Source organism: Acinetobacter sp. ANC_7513, assembly GCF_056779915.1.
In genome coordinates this window covers 226,589-242,171 of record NZ_JBWYIW010000003.1, presented here as the reverse complement: position 1 = coordinate 242,171, position 15,583 = coordinate 226,589, and the positions used below count along the sequence as shown (strand labels likewise).

The 15,583-nt window shown below is 39.0% G+C and carries 15 protein-coding genes and 1 pseudogene; 8 read left to right on the top strand and 8 right to left on the bottom strand.

Annotated features, from left to right (window positions below):
- The 6 genes and pseudogenes from AC1M9B_RS06265 to pcaG all read left to right on the top strand — a co-directional run.
- Positions 1–104 (top strand): annotated as a pseudogene (locus AC1M9B_RS06265) (hypothetical protein); the annotation flags it as partial.
- Between the two features lie 62 nt (positions 105–166).
- A complete protein-coding gene (gene pcaB, locus AC1M9B_RS06260; protein WP_481592528.1) occupies positions 167–1,525 on the top strand; it encodes a 3-carboxy-cis,cis-muconate cycloisomerase in 1,359 nt (452 codons plus the stop codon).
- Positions 1,522–2,304 carry a 3-oxoadipate enol-lactonase gene (gene pcaD, locus AC1M9B_RS06255; protein WP_171076801.1) on the top strand — a complete coding sequence of 261 codons (783 nt, stop codon included), beginning with the start codon at positions 1,522–1,524 and terminating at the stop codon, positions 2,302–2,304. Before pcaB ends, pcaD begins: the two co-directional genes overlap by 4 nt.
- A 47-nt stretch (positions 2,305–2,351) precedes the next feature.
- Positions 2,352–2,750, top strand: a complete 399-nt coding sequence (gene pcaC, locus AC1M9B_RS06250) for a 4-carboxymuconolactone decarboxylase (protein WP_035269644.1) — start codon at positions 2,352–2,354, stop codon at positions 2,748–2,750.
- A gap of 35 nt (positions 2,751–2,785) precedes the next feature.
- Positions 2,786–3,511 carry a protocatechuate 3,4-dioxygenase subunit beta gene (gene pcaH / locus AC1M9B_RS06245; RefSeq protein WP_092766916.1) on the top strand — a complete coding sequence of 242 codons (726 nt, stop codon included), beginning with the start codon at positions 2,786–2,788 and terminating at the stop codon, positions 3,509–3,511.
- A gap of 14 nt (positions 3,512–3,525) precedes the next feature.
- Positions 3,526–4,155 carry a protocatechuate 3,4-dioxygenase subunit alpha gene (gene pcaG / locus AC1M9B_RS06240; protein WP_092766915.1) on the top strand — a complete coding sequence of 210 codons (630 nt, stop codon included), beginning with the start codon at positions 3,526–3,528 and terminating at the stop codon, positions 4,153–4,155.
- Between the two features lie 119 nt (positions 4,156–4,274).
- On the opposite strand, the gene AC1M9B_RS06235 is transcribed toward pcaG, so the two are convergent.
- From AC1M9B_RS06235 to AC1M9B_RS06200, 8 genes are all read right to left on the bottom strand, one after another.
- Positions 4,275–5,624: an MFS transporter gene (locus AC1M9B_RS06235; protein ID WP_481608787.1), complete on the bottom strand. Its 1,350-nt coding sequence runs from the start codon at positions 5,622–5,624 to the stop codon at positions 4,275–4,277.
- A 13-nt stretch (positions 5,625–5,637) separates the two neighbouring features.
- Positions 5,638–6,024, bottom strand: coding sequence for a PaaI family thioesterase (locus tag AC1M9B_RS06230; protein ID WP_481593933.1), 387 nt, complete (start codon positions 6,022–6,024; stop codon positions 5,638–5,640).
- 21 nt (positions 6,025–6,045) lie between these two features.
- Positions 6,046–6,579 carry a DUF3237 domain-containing protein gene (locus AC1M9B_RS06225; RefSeq protein ID WP_481593932.1) on the bottom strand — a complete coding sequence of 178 codons (534 nt, stop codon included), beginning with the start codon at positions 6,577–6,579 and terminating at the stop codon, positions 6,046–6,048.
- A gap of 52 nt (positions 6,580–6,631) precedes the next feature.
- On the bottom strand, positions 6,632–7,885 hold the full coding sequence (locus AC1M9B_RS06220) for an OprD family outer membrane porin (RefSeq protein ID WP_481608786.1): 1,254 nt from the start codon (positions 7,883–7,885) through the stop codon (positions 6,632–6,634).
- Positions 7,886–7,933: 48 nt separating this feature from the next.
- Positions 7,934–9,073: an acyl-CoA dehydrogenase family protein gene (locus tag AC1M9B_RS06215; protein WP_481608785.1), complete on the bottom strand. Its 1,140-nt coding sequence runs from the start codon at positions 9,071–9,073 to the stop codon at positions 7,934–7,936.
- A gap of 72 nt (positions 9,074–9,145) precedes the next feature.
- Complete coding sequence (locus AC1M9B_RS06210) at positions 9,146–11,032, bottom strand: feruloyl-CoA synthase (protein ID WP_481608784.1); 1,887 nt, start codon at positions 11,030–11,032, stop codon at positions 9,146–9,148.
- 78 nt (positions 11,033–11,110) lie between these two features.
- Positions 11,111–12,562, bottom strand: a complete 1,452-nt coding sequence (locus tag AC1M9B_RS06205; RefSeq protein WP_481588861.1) for an aldehyde dehydrogenase — start codon at positions 12,560–12,562, stop codon at positions 11,111–11,113.
- A gap of 49 nt (positions 12,563–12,611) precedes the next feature.
- Complete coding sequence (locus AC1M9B_RS06200) at positions 12,612–13,445, bottom strand: p-hydroxycinnamoyl CoA hydratase/lyase (RefSeq protein ID WP_035270071.1); 834 nt, start codon at positions 13,443–13,445, stop codon at positions 12,612–12,614.
- A 271-nt stretch (positions 13,446–13,716) separates the two neighbouring features.
- On the opposite strand from AC1M9B_RS06200, the gene mhpT reads away from it, so the two are divergent.
- The gene (mhpT, locus tag AC1M9B_RS06195; protein ID WP_481608783.1) at positions 13,717–14,949 is read left to right on the top strand and encodes a 3-(3-hydroxy-phenyl)propionate transporter MhpT; all 1,233 of its coding nucleotides are present in this window, start codon (positions 13,717–13,719) and stop codon (positions 14,947–14,949) included.
- A gap of 64 nt (positions 14,950–15,013) precedes the next feature.
- Positions 15,014–15,472: a MarR family winged helix-turn-helix transcriptional regulator gene (locus AC1M9B_RS06190; protein ID WP_092766907.1), complete on the top strand. Its 459-nt coding sequence runs from the start codon at positions 15,014–15,016 to the stop codon at positions 15,470–15,472.
- The last annotated feature ends 111 nt before the right edge of the window (positions 15,473–15,583 follow it).

Genomic DNA, 15,583 nt, shown 5'->3' with positions numbered 1-15,583 from the left:
CGACTGCACTGAATCAACTAGAAGCAACTGGTGGCAAATATGCATTGTGCTCTATGTGTATCGGTGTGGGTCAAGGCATCGCTTTAATTATTGAAAAAGTTTAACAGCAATTTTTGGACAGACGCTTTATGGTGAAACACATGATGAAGCGTAATAGGGATAAGTTATGAGTCAGTTATATGGAAGTTTGTTTTATCAGAATGATGTAAATATCATATTTAGTGATGAAGCACTCGTAAAATATATGTTGCGTGCAGAGGTTGCACTGGCTCAAGCTCAAGCTGAAGTTGGTGTTATTCCCTTAATTGCTGCTGAAACGATTCAACGTGTTGCAGCACAAGAAATTCATTCCATTATTAATTTTGATCATTTGGCACAGTCCAGTGGTCTCGCTGGCAATATTGCAATTCCATTCGTAAAGCAATTCACTGCTGCTGTGAAAAAAATCAATGAAGATGCTTCTCGTTATGTGCATTGGGGTGCGACCAGCCAAGATATCATTGATACGGCCTTTATGCTGCAAGCTCAAGATGCGTTACAGCTGATCGAAAAGCAACTTATCCAGGCTATTCAGGCAACTAAAAAACTGACGATTCAATACCGTGATCAGGTGATGATCGGACGTACATGGTTGCAACAAGGTTTACCGCTTACCTTTGGACATAAAACAGCACGGTGGCTCTCTAGTTTAGATCGAGATTTAAAGCGTGTTCAGCAGTTACAGCAACATGTCTTAACAGCGCAGTTAGGTGGTGCGGTAGGTACTTTAGCTTCATTAACTGAATATGGTTCGGCTGTAGTGAGTACCTACGCACAAAAACTTGGTTTAAATACACCCGTATGTACATGGCATGGGGAGCGAGATCGTGTAGCCGAAATTGCACATGTACTTGCAACGATTACAGGAAACTTGGGCAAGATGGCCCGTGACTGGTCACTCATGATGCAAACAGAAATTGCAGAAGTGTTTGAACCGAGTGGTGCTGGGCGTGGAGGGTCATCGACGATGCCTCATAAGCGTAATCCTGTTGCAGCTGCTTCAATTCTAGCCGCTGCAAATCGCGTCCCTGCATTAATGTCAAGTATCTACCAAAGCTTAGTACAAGAACATGAACGAAGTTTAGGTGCATGGCATGCTGAATGGCTAGCGTTACCAGAGTTATTTCAACTGACGGCGGGTAGTTTAAGTAGAGCAATCGATGTATTTACGGGATTAGAAGTAGATCCTGAAAATATGTTCAGAAATTTAGAGTGCACGCAAGGATTAATCATGGCTGAAGCACTGATGATGTCACTCGCACCTCAGATGGGTCGATTGAATGCACATCATCTTGTGGAAGCTGCTTGTAAGCAAGCAGTTGCCGAACAACGACACTTACTCGATGTTGTACAAAATAATCCAGAAATATTAGCTATTTTTGATCTAGATCAACTCCGTCAGATTTTTAATCCGCAACATTATCTAGGAAATACTCAAGCACAAATAGATGCGGTACTAGAGAGCGTTCAAGGAAGTACACCATAATGACATTAATCAATAATCGTAATGGTCAGCAGCTTGCGGTCTATCGTTTTGGTGACGATACAAAACCAAGCATCATTTTTTCAAACTCACTGGGCACTGATCATGGCATGTGGCAAGCCCAAATTGATTATTTTTCCAAAGATTATGATGTGATTTGCTACGACACACGTGGTCATGGAAGAAGTAGTGTCATTGAAAATACCACAATCATTGATTTAGCCAATGATGTCCTTGATGTACTCAATCATTTCTCTATAGAAAAAGCGCATTTTTGTGGTATCTCCATGGGGGGAGTTACTGGGATTCAATTAGGCATAATTGCACCAGAGCGTTTTAACTCTATTACCATTGCAAATTCAGCAGCAAAAATTGGAAATGCCGAGGCATGGTTGAGTCGTGCAGATGCGGTTGAACAAAATGGTTTGGCTGATATCGTCAGTACTACACATACGCGTTGGTTTAGTGAACAGTTTGATTATTTACACGATGTGACAGCTCAAAAAACCATTCAGAGTTTGTCTGTCACTCAGCCTAAAGGCTATGCAGCCTCTTGTCGTGCTTTAGCTCAGACGGATTTACGCAATCAACTTGGAAAAATTATTGTGCCTTGTTTGGCATTATGTGGCGGCTTAGATCCTGTGACCACAGTGAATGATGGTGAGTTTTTAAAACAACATATACCTGACTGTCAACTTGCAGTCATAGATGCATCGCATTTATCCAATATTGAGCGACCAGTTGAATTTAACCAAGCATTGCTTGCTTTTATTCAGTCTTAAGCACATCTGAACATCAAATAATTTCAATTTTAAAGAGGAACAACCTCATGAATGATGAAGAACGTTATAAGCAGGGCCTAGAAGTCCGTACTGAAGTCTTGGGTGAAGCCCATGTCGGGCGTTCACTTGAAAATTTAAATGAATTTAATGCTGATTTTCAAAACTTCATTAGTCGTTTTGCATGGGGTGAGGTTTGGTCACGACCAGGATTACCAAGACATACACGTAGTTTGGTGACGATTGGAATCTTACTTGCATTGGGGCGTGAAGCAGAGCTCAGAATGCATATTCGTGCTTGTTTCAACAATGGCGTTACTAAAGATGATCTTAAAGAATTATTTTTGCATGCGTCTTTATATGCAGGACTTCCTGCAGCCAATGCTGCAATGCATATGGCAGAAGAAGTATTTGCAGAGTTAGGCATTTCGCCTGAGAAAATTAAATAAACGGACGATATTTTAAATTGAATAAGGAGAGATTCATGTCTCAAATTCTGATGGGTGCTTATGCACAGCGAAATACAGATGATCATCCACCAGCATATGCACCGGGATATAAAACCAGTGTATTACGTTCCCCGAAAAATGCACTGATTTCGATTGCGCAAACATTAACCGAGGTTACTGCACCTCACTTTAGCGCAGACTTATTGGGTCCTAAAGACAATGATTTAATTTTAAATTATGCAAAAGATGGTTTACCTGTTGGTGAACGCGTCATTATTCATGGTTATTTACGTGATCAATTTGGTCGTCCTGTTAAAAATGCTTTGATTGAAGTATGGCAAGCGAATGCCTCAGGACGTTATCGCCATCCAAATGATCAGTATGTGGGAGCTATGGACCCTAACTTTGGTGGTTGCGGTCGAATGCTCACAGATGAAAATGGATTCTTCATTTTTAGAACGATAAAACCAGGACCTTATCCGTGGCGTAACCGTATCAATGAGTGGCGTCCAGCACATATCCATTTTTCTGTGATGGCAGATGGCTGGGCACAGCGTTTGATTTCCCAGTTTTATTTTGAAGGCGATACATTAATTGATAGCTGTCCAATTTTAAAAACTGTTCCTTCAGAACAACAGCGAAGAGCTTTAATTGCGCTCGAAGACAAGAGCAACTTTATTGAAGCAGATAGTCGTTGCTATCGTTTTGACATTACTTTACGTGGTCGTCGTGCGACATATTTTGAAAATGATTTGACTTGATAGGGAGCATCAGGATGAATGGCTGGAAATTTGAAGAATTACATGAAACACCATCTCAAACAGGTGGTCCATATGTCCATATTGGATTAATGCCTAATCAAGCTGGTATAGAAGTATTTGAGCATAGCTTCAATAATCAAATGGTGAAAGATGGCACTCAAGGTGAACGTATTCGCCTCGAAGGGCAAGTTTTTGACGGTTTGGGTTTACCACTTCGCGATGTACTCGTAGAAATTTGGCAAGCTGATGCCAATGGTGTTTATCCAAGTCAGCAGGATACGCAAGGGAAGCAGCCAGATCCAAACTTTTTAGGTTGGGGTAGAGCGGGTGCGGATTTTGACACTGGTTTTTGGAGCTTCGATACGATCAAACCAGGTGCTGTTCCTGGACGTAAGGGTTCACAGCAAGCACCACATATCGCGCTGGTTATTTTTGCGCGTGGTATCAATTTAGGTTTACATACTCGAGTTTACTTCGAGGATGAAGCTGAAGCGAATGCGAAAGACCCAATTTTGAATGGTATTGAGTGGGCGCCACGTCGTCAAACACTCATTGCTAAGCGTGAAGAGCGTGATGGTCAGATCGTTTATCGTTTCGATATTCGTATTCAAGGTGAAAATGAAACTGTATTCTTTGATATTTAAACTTTGAACAAGAAATTAAAAAGGTCAGTGATTTCACTGACCTTTTGTTGTTTCTATCAATAGATTTTGATGAAACAACTTATCTTAACAATACAAAGTTATATATTCGTGAGCATAAATTATTGAGGCTCTTTTTGTAAAACGACATATGGTGTATTTACTACGGATTTTTGTTTTAACTTATAGATGATGAAAATGGCAATAGCTGCTAAAACAAATGCAAAACCAAAATTTCCGTACAATTCTAAAGGCGAGTTCCCTAGGTCTAAAAAGTATCCCGCAATGATTGGAGAGAAAATACCACCAAAACGACCAACACCAGTTGCAATCCCCACGCCTGTTGATCGTACATCTGCCTCATAGAGCTGTGTAGAAATGGCATAGATTCCAGCTAAACAGCCATTAATAAAGAATCCTAGCGTTGTGGCAACGATGATTAATATATTTAAATTATCTGTATTGTTCACAAACAATAAAATACATACGTACGTGAGGATTAAAAAGGCAATTTGATTGATGTATACGCTGACTTTAGAACTAAGAACACCAATGATAAAACTACCTAAAATACCACCCACGCTGATCATCATGGCAGTTTTAATAGATAATGAGTTATCTAGACCAGAATTATTGAGAATTTTAGGTGTCCAGCCCATCACGAAATAAAAACCAAAAAGAATAAAGAATATAGAAACCCATAATACAAGGGATTTAACTAAATACTTGTGGTTAAATATTTCTACGTAAGAAGACTTTTGATTTTCTACATATGCTTTGGGGAGTGTGAGAATTGGTTTTTTATGCATTTTAGAGAAAATTTGATTCAATTTTTCCAAAGCATGTTTTGGTTGTTTTAGTAATAAATAATCGATCGATTCTGGTAAAAATTTCAATGAGCAAAGAAAAGCAAATGTAGTAACGAATCCACCAATTAGAAATACTTGTCTCCAACCGATACTTTCTAAGCTATATACAGCAAGTAGTGCTCCGCTAATTGCTCCAATCCCATAACCGGCAGATAATATCCCAACACTAAAACTTTTATATTTAGTCGGAGAATATTCACTGGCCAAAATCATAGCACTGATTTGAACACCACCAATACCAACACCAGTGAAAAATCTGCACAGAACCAATTGCTTAAAATCGGTGGCAAATGCAGATGCAAACATGCTCAAACCACAGATTAATAGACAAAGGTTAATTAAATTACGTCTGCCGATTTTATCTGCGAGAGGTGCAAGTAAAAATGAACAGACGGTCATACCAATTAAACCAGCACTAATTAAAGTTCCTATATTAGTACCAGTTAATGAAAAATCATTGGCAACTGAACTTGCCAAATAAGCCATTATCATGAAATCGAATCCATCGATAATGTATAAAATAAAACAGAAAAAAACGACGAATTTTTGATATGAACTTATTTTGTCATTATCGACACAATCCTTTAATTTTAAGATATCCATTCTTTTTTAATCCTTATAGAACCATAAATGCAGCACTGGTTTTTGCCACTAACTTTCCATGCTGCCAAGCTTCACTTTGAATGCTTAAAATTTTACGTCCTTCTTTAATGAACCACGCTTTTGCCAATACTTCACCAACTTCACATGGTCTGAAGAAATCAATTGTTAAATTAATCGTGGCAGCTGGTTTTTCTGTTTGATTTAAGGCGGCTAAAATACCCATTGCATCATCAAGCATGGCACAGATCATGCCTCCTTCAACACTTCCCCTAGGATTAGTAAAACTTTCAAGAGCAATATATTGAACTGAAATTTCTCGCTTTTCCTTGTTCCACTGAAGTTGATGACCACCCAACAAATGATGAATAGGGGGCAGATTAGATAAAACTTGTTCTTCCATTGAAAAGTACTCCTTTAATATTTATTTCACTGCAAATGCATCATAGATCACGGCTTTTCCGAGACGCATTGCACTTCCAACTGCAATTGTCTGATTTAGCCATGCATATTTTTCTGAGCTAGTTTCAAACTGCATGGTTAACTTGAAGTAATATTGAGTGGGATTAACATCTTCGCCACGACTTAATTGTTCTAGTACTTGTGGTGAAGCATGGCGATAACCTTTAGTTTGTAAATAAATCAGAGCACCATCATCAGTTTCTAATAAATAGCGCGTATCTATATATGCCAAACCTTTGCTATCGACCTTTTGCCAATCTGCACCATTGTTAAGAATACGCCCCTTCAAACTTGGTCCAGAAAAAGTTCCTCCAGTGATTGGGATAATGCGTCTTTGCCCTAAATCTGAAGTTTTACCGAGTTCCCAAACTGGGGCTGTGAGTTCAACATTGAATGTCGCAAGGGGTTCAAGTTTTATGGGTTGTGGTGAATATTGGGTATTTGCCAAACTTAATGTAGTGGTGGTATAGACCAATAAGCCGATTAAATATTTCATACTTATTATCCTTAGAGAGGGTAGGGTTCCTCAGTAAAGAACCCTTTTGTTATTATTTAAATTTCCACGTGTAATCAATATTGATACGAGTTTCATTGGCTGGCTTAATATTGGCGGTAATTGGCATATCATTATCGTAGATCGCATAACGCGCGCGTAAACCTAAATTTTTTAGTGGGCCATTTTGAACTGTGTAAGCTAGATCAAAATCCAATTCATCTTCCGAAAAATCTGTACCACCCAACTGTGGTGCGTAAATATTGCTACCATGGGTATAGCGGGTCATAAAACGAAGACCTGGAATATAGTCTTTAAAATCGTATTCATAACGCAGGCTATAAACACGCTCTTTCGCATTCAAAAACTCACCAGTCCAAGTATCAATTGCTAGTCCAGTTTCTCCTCCAGTTAAGTACGGAAAAGCAGTATCTCCAAAGTGGTGAAATGTAGAAAAGATAAACTTATGGTTTTGGTGTTGAAGTTCTGAATGGCTATGAAGTAAATTATTGTCAACTAAACCCGCTTTAGCAGTCCCATCTTCATCGTTAATGTAGTAACGCAACTGTGTTGTAAAAGTGGATTGATTTGAGATTGGATATTTATAGGTTATGCCTAACAACGATTGGCGATATAAGTCGTTAACATCCATATGAAATGCAGTCAACCGCAATGGATTATGAGTCAAGTCATAATGTCCACCTAAGTAATACAAATAATCTGTTTCTTCAGAAATATAACGACCATTTACTCCAGAGATCTTTATAGCTTCATAATTTGTAGAATCACGTTGATTGACTTCATCAATATAGGATGCTTGGAGATCCAGACCTTGAATATCTTTAGATTGAACTGCAACACCTCGATACGTTTGAGGTAAAAGTCGTGCTGGAGAGCCGACTAAAACAGGAGTCATGGGTTGAAGGGTCCCTATACGTACCTCGGTTTCAGAAACTTTAGCTTTTAAAGTGACTCCAACTTCACCATATTGATCTGCAGGCTCATTGGTTGCCAAGGAACGAATTAAGTTTCCTGTACCTCCATATTTAGCATCAGCATCCAGTTTAAAACCTGCAGTCGCTAATAGATCTAAACCAAAACCAATCGGTCCATCAGTGAATCCAGATTGCGCTTTAAAGATAAATCCTTGTGTCCAGTCTCTTAATGCGGGGTATCTATTCTCAACTTTAAAGTCACGGTCAAAGTAGAAGTTACGTGCAGTTAATTCGACTTTACTTTGGTCGATAAAATTATTTGCAAATGCTGGAGCGGTACATAATAGAAGTGGTGTGATCCATAATTTTTTCATCTTTATTTCATCCTGAAATAGTATTAATACATAGAGGTAATCTTTGTGTTATTTTCCTAAAAGTTCTCTTGCAACGATTTCTTTCATAATTTCATTGGTTCCCCCATAAATTTTTTGAACACGTGCATCGACATAAAATCGAGATATTGGATATTCCCGCATGTATCCATATCCCCCGAACAATTGCAGAAGTTGATCAATGACTTCACATTGGGTATCAGTGATGAAGCATTTCAATGCCGCAACTTCGCTTACATCCAATACTCCCTGTTGATAAAGCGACTTACATTTTTCGACAAAGGCTTCGGCTGCTAGAGTTTTAATTTTGGCTTGAGCGATTACAAAACGAGTATTTTGAAATTGTGCAATTGATTGTCCAAAAGCTTTACGTTCGAGGACATATTCTTGAGTAATTTCTAAAGCACCTTGCAAAGCGCCTAATGCCATGAGAGAAATACTCAAACGCTCACGTGGAAGTTCTTGCATGAGATAGCTAAAGCCTTGACCTTCCTGACCTAATAATTGGTTTTTAGGAACTCTGACTTGGTCAAAAAATAATTCGGCAGTGTCTTGAGATTGAAGCCCAATTTTTTTTAGACCACGACCTTTTTTTACTCCATCTAAATGAGCATCCACCAATAAAATCGAAATACCTTTAGCTCTTGCTTGAGGATCAGTTTTAGCAACTAAAACTATGAGATCTGCCTGTTGACCATTCGATATAAACGTTTTTGAGCCATTTACCACATAATGATCGCCATCTAATAAGGCTTGAGTGCGGATGGCTTGTAGGTCTGAACCTGCATTGGCTTCAGTCATTGCAATAGCTGTAACAACTTCACCGGATACCATTTTAGGTAACCAATATTGTTTTTGATCTTCACTTCCAATATTCTGGATATAGGGTGAAACAAGTTCACTCTGACCACCGATTGCAACGGCTAACGCAGAGAAGCCCGCTCGAGCCGTTTCTTGAACGATCATTTGTGAATAATATATCGGTGCGCCGTAACCTCCATATTGTTCAGGCACATCGACGCATAAAAATCCATTTTGTCCAAGTTGATCCCAAACTTGTCGAGGCATGAGTCCTTGCTCTTCCCATGACTCATAATATGGGGCGACAAACTCTGCTAGGAAGCGTCGATAATTGTCCCGAAACAGCTCAAAATCACTATCTTTCTGCATAGCGTTATCCTAATTTTGAATGCAACTGTCTAAGCAGCGTTTGACTAAACGCTGCTGAATAAAAAAGTTGAGTTAATTTCTAAGGGTTGGAATGCGAATAATGAGAGGATTATTAATGTTTTTTTCGTATAACTCTTCCACCATTGCTATGCGACGTTTCAAGATACCACTTTGATTGAGATTGCCTTTATCAGTGGTTTCTCCTGCATCAAGAAGTGGAGGTTCAATCATGAGGTAAAGCATTGAAACAGTGTTTGAACTACCTGTCGCATCTTTGTTGAAATCAATTAAAAACTGCTTAAACCACTGTTGAACTTTAGGGTGTAGAAGCACCTCTTTAGTATCCACTAGACTTAAATCTAATCCTGCATACTCAGCGCAATCTGCAATTTTGGGAAATATTAAAAATCCAATCGCACTTAAATTAGAACCGGTGATACATACATCTTGAATAAGTCGATTACCTGTAATGAGAACTTTATTGCGTAAAGTTCCAACATTGACAAAGGTACCTGTATTCAACTTAAAATCTTCAGCTATACGGCCATCATACATGAGTCCTTGACTTGGATCGGATGGATCCACTAACTTCACAGCATCCCCGGTGCGGTAAAAGCCTTCATCATCAAAGATGTCAGCTTGTTGTTCTATAGGTAGACGCCAGTAATGTTTCATGACATTTTTACCACGAACACAAAACTCAAGTTTGTCACCATAAGGCACTAACTTCACTTCACAACCTGGAGCTGGATATCCAATGAACCCAGCCATTACTTTGGGACCAGTTGTAAACACACATGATGGTGCAGTCTCAGTCATCCCCAAACCGCTCATGATACGAATACGTTCCCCACAGTGTGACTGCGCAATTTGGTCAAGTCTGTTCCAACCAGCTTCTGATAGTGCAGCACCAGCAAAAAACAAAATTTTAACTCGACTAAAAAATTTTTCACGTAACTCAGCATCTTGTTCAAGTGCTACGGTTATTTCTTCCCATCCTTTAGGAACGTTTAAATACACAGTAGGTGCAATTTCCTTAAGATTCCTGATGGTTTCTTCCATCTTTCCTGGAACTGGCTTGCCGTCATCAATATAAATTGTGCCGCCGTTATATAATGCGATTCCTACATTATGACTGCCACCAAAAGTATGATGCCATGCTAACCAATCAACTAATACTGGGGGGGTCTCTTCAAACTCAGGGAAGGTCTGAAGCAGCATCTGTTGATTGGTACATAGCATTAGATGCGTTGTAGGTACCGCTTTCGGCATTTTAGTTGAGCCAGATGTAAATAGAAATTTCGCTATTTGATGTTCATCAATGGTCTCATAATGATCTTTAATATCACTAATTTCAGAGGAGAGGAGTGAAGAGAAAGCAAGGCAATTTTTCTCACCAAGTTTTCCAGAATTCGTAACGATCACAATATCATCTGTATCACAGCAATGTTCAATCGCTTTAGCAAAAGCTTGACCATCATTAGCAAAAACCAAACCTGGTGTTAGAACATCAAACACATGTTTGAGCTTGCCAAAATCCTTAGAAATAAGTGAATAGGCAGGAGAAATTGCAGAGAATGGAATTCCTGCAAGCATTGCTCCCATTGACAAAGTAAGATGCTCTAGATCATTTCCAGATAGAATGACAATAGGACGTTCAGTTGAAAGATGTGAATATTGTTTCAAACTTTGTGCAATACGCCATGCTCGATCTAATGTTTCTGCGTATGTAAGCTTAATCCATTCATCATCATGACCACGTTTTGCTGCGAATACACGATCGGGATGTGTTTGAGCATATTGAATTAAACGGTCAGTAATTTTTTGTGGGTATGGTTTAAGTTGTTCTTTTGGGGAAATATACAAAGTGCCATTTTTAGATTGAAACTCAATCTCGTGACTGCCTAATTTAACAAATCGCTCAGGATATTTATGCGTATGAACCGTCATATTCGACATTGTTTTCACTCCATGTATTTTTAGCTATTCTTTTCCAACGAAAAGAGCTGACTTCATGTCAACTCTTTGAAATATTCGTTAAATAGGGTAGTGACGAGTTTTGGTTTGCATGGTGATCCAACGCAGCTCAGTGAACTCTGCAACTGAGACTTTACTTCCAAATCGTCCATAACCACTTTGTTTCACGCCACCAAAAGGCATTTGCGCTTCATCATGAACGGTTGCACCATTAATATGACAAATACCTGATTCGATACGTTTAGCAACATCTAGAGCTAGGGATAAATCTTGACTAAAAACTGCTGCAGATAATCCAAATTCTGAGTCATTTGCTAAATCGATTGCTTCATCAACAGTTTTAAAACGTTGAACGGTGCACACAGGACCAAAAGACTCTTCGGCATAAATCTGCATATCTTTAGTGACGTCAACTACGATAGTAGGTTGCATCATAGCACCATCAATGCTTAAACCTAGTGGTAAATATGCACCTTTTTCACGTGCATCTTCAATTAAATTTTTGATTCTTGTTGCAGCTTTTAAACTTTCTAGAACGCCCAGGGGTTCTTGACTCTCAAGTGGATTTCCTGCTCTGATATTCTGAACTTTATTGATCAATTTTTCGATGAATTGGTCTGCAATTTTTTCATCCACAAGAACACGCTCTGTCGACATACAGATCTGTCCCTGATTGAAAAAAGCGCCGAAACTGATGGCATTAACGGCTTCGTCCAGGTCCGCTTGCTCCAATACAATGACCGGTGCTTTGCCACCAAGTTCCAGCAACACTGGTTTGAGGTATTTCGCTGCAGTTTGTGCAATTATTCGTCCTACATGCGTTGAACCTGTAAAATTAATTCTTTTAGTCAATGGATGACTGATTAAACGCTCTACAATCTGTGGAGCATCTTGCGGAGCATGAGTAATGACATTGACAACACCATCGCCAATACCTGCTTCATGAAGTACTTCCCCAATTAATCGATGTGTTGCAGGGCAAGCTTCAGATGCTTTAAGTACGACTGTATTCCCACAAGCCAGAGGCATCGCTAAGGCACGAGTGGCTAAGATAACAGGAGCATTCCACGGCGCCATACCAACGATGACACCACATGGAACGCGAACACCCATAGCGATATTGCCAGGAACATCTGATGGAATAATATTTCCATCAATTTGTGTAGTCATGGCTGCCGCTTCTCTCAGCATATTGGCAGCAAGATGGACATTAAAGCCATACCACGTCGCAGTTGAACCTATTTCATGTATTGCAGTTTGAATAAACTGTTCAGTTTTTTGATCCATCAAATCTGCAGCTTTAAGCAATTTTAAACGTCGGTCTGTTGGTGATAGAGCAGACCAAGTTTTGAATGCTTCATGCGCTGACTCAATTGCACGATCAACATCGCTTAAAGTCGCTGCTGCACTCGTTGATGCGATTGAGCCATTAATTGGACTGATTCTTTCAAAAGTTTGTCCTGAACTTGCTGCAACAGATTGGCCGTGAATAAGTAACTGTACGTTTTGCATGGTGAATGTTTCCTTACATGTCCATCATGACGAAAAAAGTAGATTCTGCTTAAGCAGGACGTTTATAAGTTTGAAGACCTGGTTTGATTGTTTTGTCATCCAAGAATTGCTTCATACCTTGTGCACGACCACCTTCATCATCACGGTAGTTGCATTGATCCAGTTTGGCGTATAAGTAATCTTCGTTTTGCTCCCAAGTCAGCTCACGACAGCGTTTAAAACCATTCTTCGCAGTACGCAGTACAACTGGATTCTTTTCAAGCAAATTATTTGCCAATTCAGTTACTTCTGCACGTAATTGTGCAAGTGGAACGCTCTTGTTTACTAAGCCCATATTTGCAGCTTCAACACCAGAGAAGGTTTTGCCTGTCATGATGTAGTACATAGAAGCACGATGACCAACTGTATCAGCCATAGCTTTGCTCACTAAGTTACCTGGAGGAATTCCCCAATTCACTTCAGACAAGCCAAATGTAGCTTCATCTGCTGCAATGGCTAGATCACATGCGACTAGTGGTGAGAATCCACCACCGAAGCACCAGCCGTTTACCATTGCAATCGTTGGTTTTGAATAAAAACGAAGTAAATGCCATTGCCAACGTGATGCATCACGACGAATTCGTTCTTGGAAAATTTCTGGCTGGCTGTCAACCTCACGGAAGTACTCTTTCAAGTCCATACCTGCTGTCCAAGAATCCCCAGCACCAGTGAGTACCAAAACACCTGCTTCTGGATCGAGTTCAAGCGTTTCAAGTACATCAATCATTTCTTTATTTAAGGTTGGACTCATCGCATTTTTCTTTTCTGGGCGATTTAAAGTGACCCAAGCAATGCCAGCTTCAACTTTTACATCTACAGTGGACCAGCGATTTTGATAAGACATGATAAGCTCCTTAGTGTTTGTTTTATGTCCTGATGAAATTAAGATAATATCAGTTAAACTTACATACAAGTGTTTTTTTGAATTTTTTATAAAATTTTTATAATAAATTGATATATAAGAAAATAATATTTTAAATTAATTTTATTTAAAAAAAAATATTGATTATTTTATAAGTTTAGGTGATATTTTTTGAGTTGCCTGGACGGAGGCAATACATAGGATGTGTATTTTTTTAAAAGTATTTTAAAAGCTCTAAAAGGGACAATAAAAAATGGAACAAAGTGTAAGTAGTAAGACTAAAGCTACGCTTACACTCGTACTGTGTTTCGCTATCGCTGTATTTGAAGGTTTCGATCTTCAATCAATGGGCGTAGCAGCACCACGGATGCGAGCAGAGTTTGGCTTAGATAATACTCAAATGGCATGGGCGTTTAGCGCGGCAATCTTGGGTACTTTACCTGGTGCATTATTAGGAGGTCGTTACGCTGATAAAATTGGGCGTAAGGCAGTTCTATTGACCAGTATTTTAATTTTTGGAGTGATGTCAGTTCTAACGGCATATGCTTCTGATTACACACTGCTTTTAATCATTCGTTTCTTAACTGGGTTAGGGATGGGTGGTGCTTTACCAATGATGATCACCATGGCATCTGAGGCAGTGTCAGAGAAACATAAAGGCATTGCAGTCAGTATTATGTATAGCGGTATTCCATTTGGTGGAATGTTGACATCATTCGTGGCAATGGGTTTAGCTGGTGATGCGCAATGGAGACATATCTTCTACATTGGTGGCTTCGCTCCAATTCTTTTAATTCCTTTGCTAATGAAGTATTTGCCAGAGTCTAAAGACTATTTAATAGCGACGAAGAATAAAACTTCTACTCCATTCTTTGAAGTGTTGTTTGCAAAAGAACGGCGTTTTTCCACGATTCAAATTTGGATCAGTTTTTTCTTTACGTTAGTTGTTTTATATTTTTTACTCAACTGGTTGCCACTATTGATGGGTGCACAAGGTTTAGGAAAAACAGAAGCGAACTATGTTCAAATTGGTTACAACATCGGTGGTATCTTCGGGTCGATTCTCATGGGAACTTTACTTGATAAGATTCGCATGAGTACTGTAATTAAATTTATATATATTGGCATCTTGTTATCACTGTGCTGTCTTGCAATATCTCCAACTGTTGCTTTACTTGTATTGTCTGCTGTGGGTTGTGGTCTATTTATTGTAGGTGGCCAATCAGCGCTCTATGGATTGGCAGCGATGTTCTATCCAACAGAAATGCGTGGCACGGGTGTAGGCGCTGCAGTCGCAATAGGGCGTATAGGATCTTTTGCAGGGCCACTATTTGCTGGCATGCTACTGTCGTTAGGTTCTAGTTCAGCAATGGTCATTGGTGCAAGTATTCCACTGATTTTATTTGCAGCTGTTGCGGCATTAATGCTTGTACGCAAGCCACGAGCAGAGCAGTCTGATGCTGTTCTAAATATAACTACACGTTAAACATATGTTAAAAGTATGATTACGACAGTAGTCATACTTTTGTTCATCTATTAAGGAATATAAAATGTCAGAAGTTAATCATTCGATTCCGACACTGAGCTATATAATTGCAAGGGTTGATCGTATTGTGAGTAAGCTTTTAACTGAACGTTTAAAAGACTTAGATATCACCTTATCTCAGTTTACAGCATTGTCAGTTATTGCTGCGAAAGGCAATCTATCTAATGCAAAACTTGCAGAACGTTCATTTATTAAACCGCAATCTACCAATAAAATTCTACAAGATTTACAAAACCAGGATTGGATCAGTAGAGCTTCAGATCCCTCACATGGACGAAGAATTTTAATTAATGTAACGCCTAAAGGATTTGAAAAACTCGAACAATGTCGAAACATTGTTAATGAGATAGAACAAAAAATGTTAGATGGGGTAGATATCCATTTAGCTTATTTAATTCGAAACAATCTAGAGTTAATGGCAACCAATCTTCAAAAAATAAATATTGATGATACGAACTCATAATCACCTCAGTTATCAAAAATAGAATAGTGAATTTCCGGCCTAAAAGAGTCCTTTAAGTCAACAGAGATTGATATTCCAAATCTGACTCGTTAGGATCAATCATGATCAAAA

Coding starts and splice junctions, on each gene's coding strand:
- AC1M9B_RS06230 (WP_481593933.1), bottom strand. CDS start 6,024: ATGGAAGAACAAGTTTTATCTAATCTGCCCCCTATTCATCATTTGTTG.
- AC1M9B_RS06205 (WP_481588861.1), bottom strand. CDS start 12,562: ATGCAAAACGTACAGTTACTTATTCACGGCCAATCTGTTGCAGCAAGT.
- AC1M9B_RS06190 (WP_092766907.1), top strand. CDS start 15,014: ATGTCAGAAGTTAATCATTCGATTCCGACACTGAGCTATATAATTGCA.
- AC1M9B_RS06220 (WP_481608786.1), bottom strand. CDS start 7,885: ATGAAAAAATTATGGATCACACCACTTCTATTATGTACCGCTCCAGCA.
- AC1M9B_RS06200 (WP_035270071.1), bottom strand. CDS start 13,445: ATGTCTTATCAAAATCGCTGGTCCACTGTAGATGTAAAAGTTGAAGCT.
- pcaB (WP_481592528.1), top strand. CDS start 167: ATGAGTCAGTTATATGGAAGTTTGTTTTATCAGAATGATGTAAATATC.
- AC1M9B_RS06215 (WP_481608785.1), bottom strand. CDS start 9,073: ATGCAGAAAGATAGTGATTTTGAGCTGTTTCGGGACAATTATCGACGC.
- AC1M9B_RS06225 (WP_481593932.1), bottom strand. CDS start 6,579: ATGAAATATTTAATCGGCTTATTGGTCTATACCACCACTACATTAAGT.
- pcaG (WP_092766915.1), top strand. CDS start 3,526: ATGAATGGCTGGAAATTTGAAGAATTACATGAAACACCATCTCAAACA.
- pcaC (WP_035269644.1), top strand. CDS start 2,352: ATGAATGATGAAGAACGTTATAAGCAGGGCCTAGAAGTCCGTACTGAA.
- mhpT (WP_481608783.1), top strand. CDS start 13,717: ATGGAACAAAGTGTAAGTAGTAAGACTAAAGCTACGCTTACACTCGTA.
- AC1M9B_RS06210 (WP_481608784.1), bottom strand. CDS start 11,032: ATGTCGAATATGACGGTTCATACGCATAAATATCCTGAGCGATTTGTT.
- AC1M9B_RS06235 (WP_481608787.1), bottom strand. CDS start 5,624: ATGGATATCTTAAAATTAAAGGATTGTGTCGATAATGACAAAATAAGT.
- pcaH (WP_092766916.1), top strand. CDS start 2,786: ATGTCTCAAATTCTGATGGGTGCTTATGCACAGCGAAATACAGATGAT.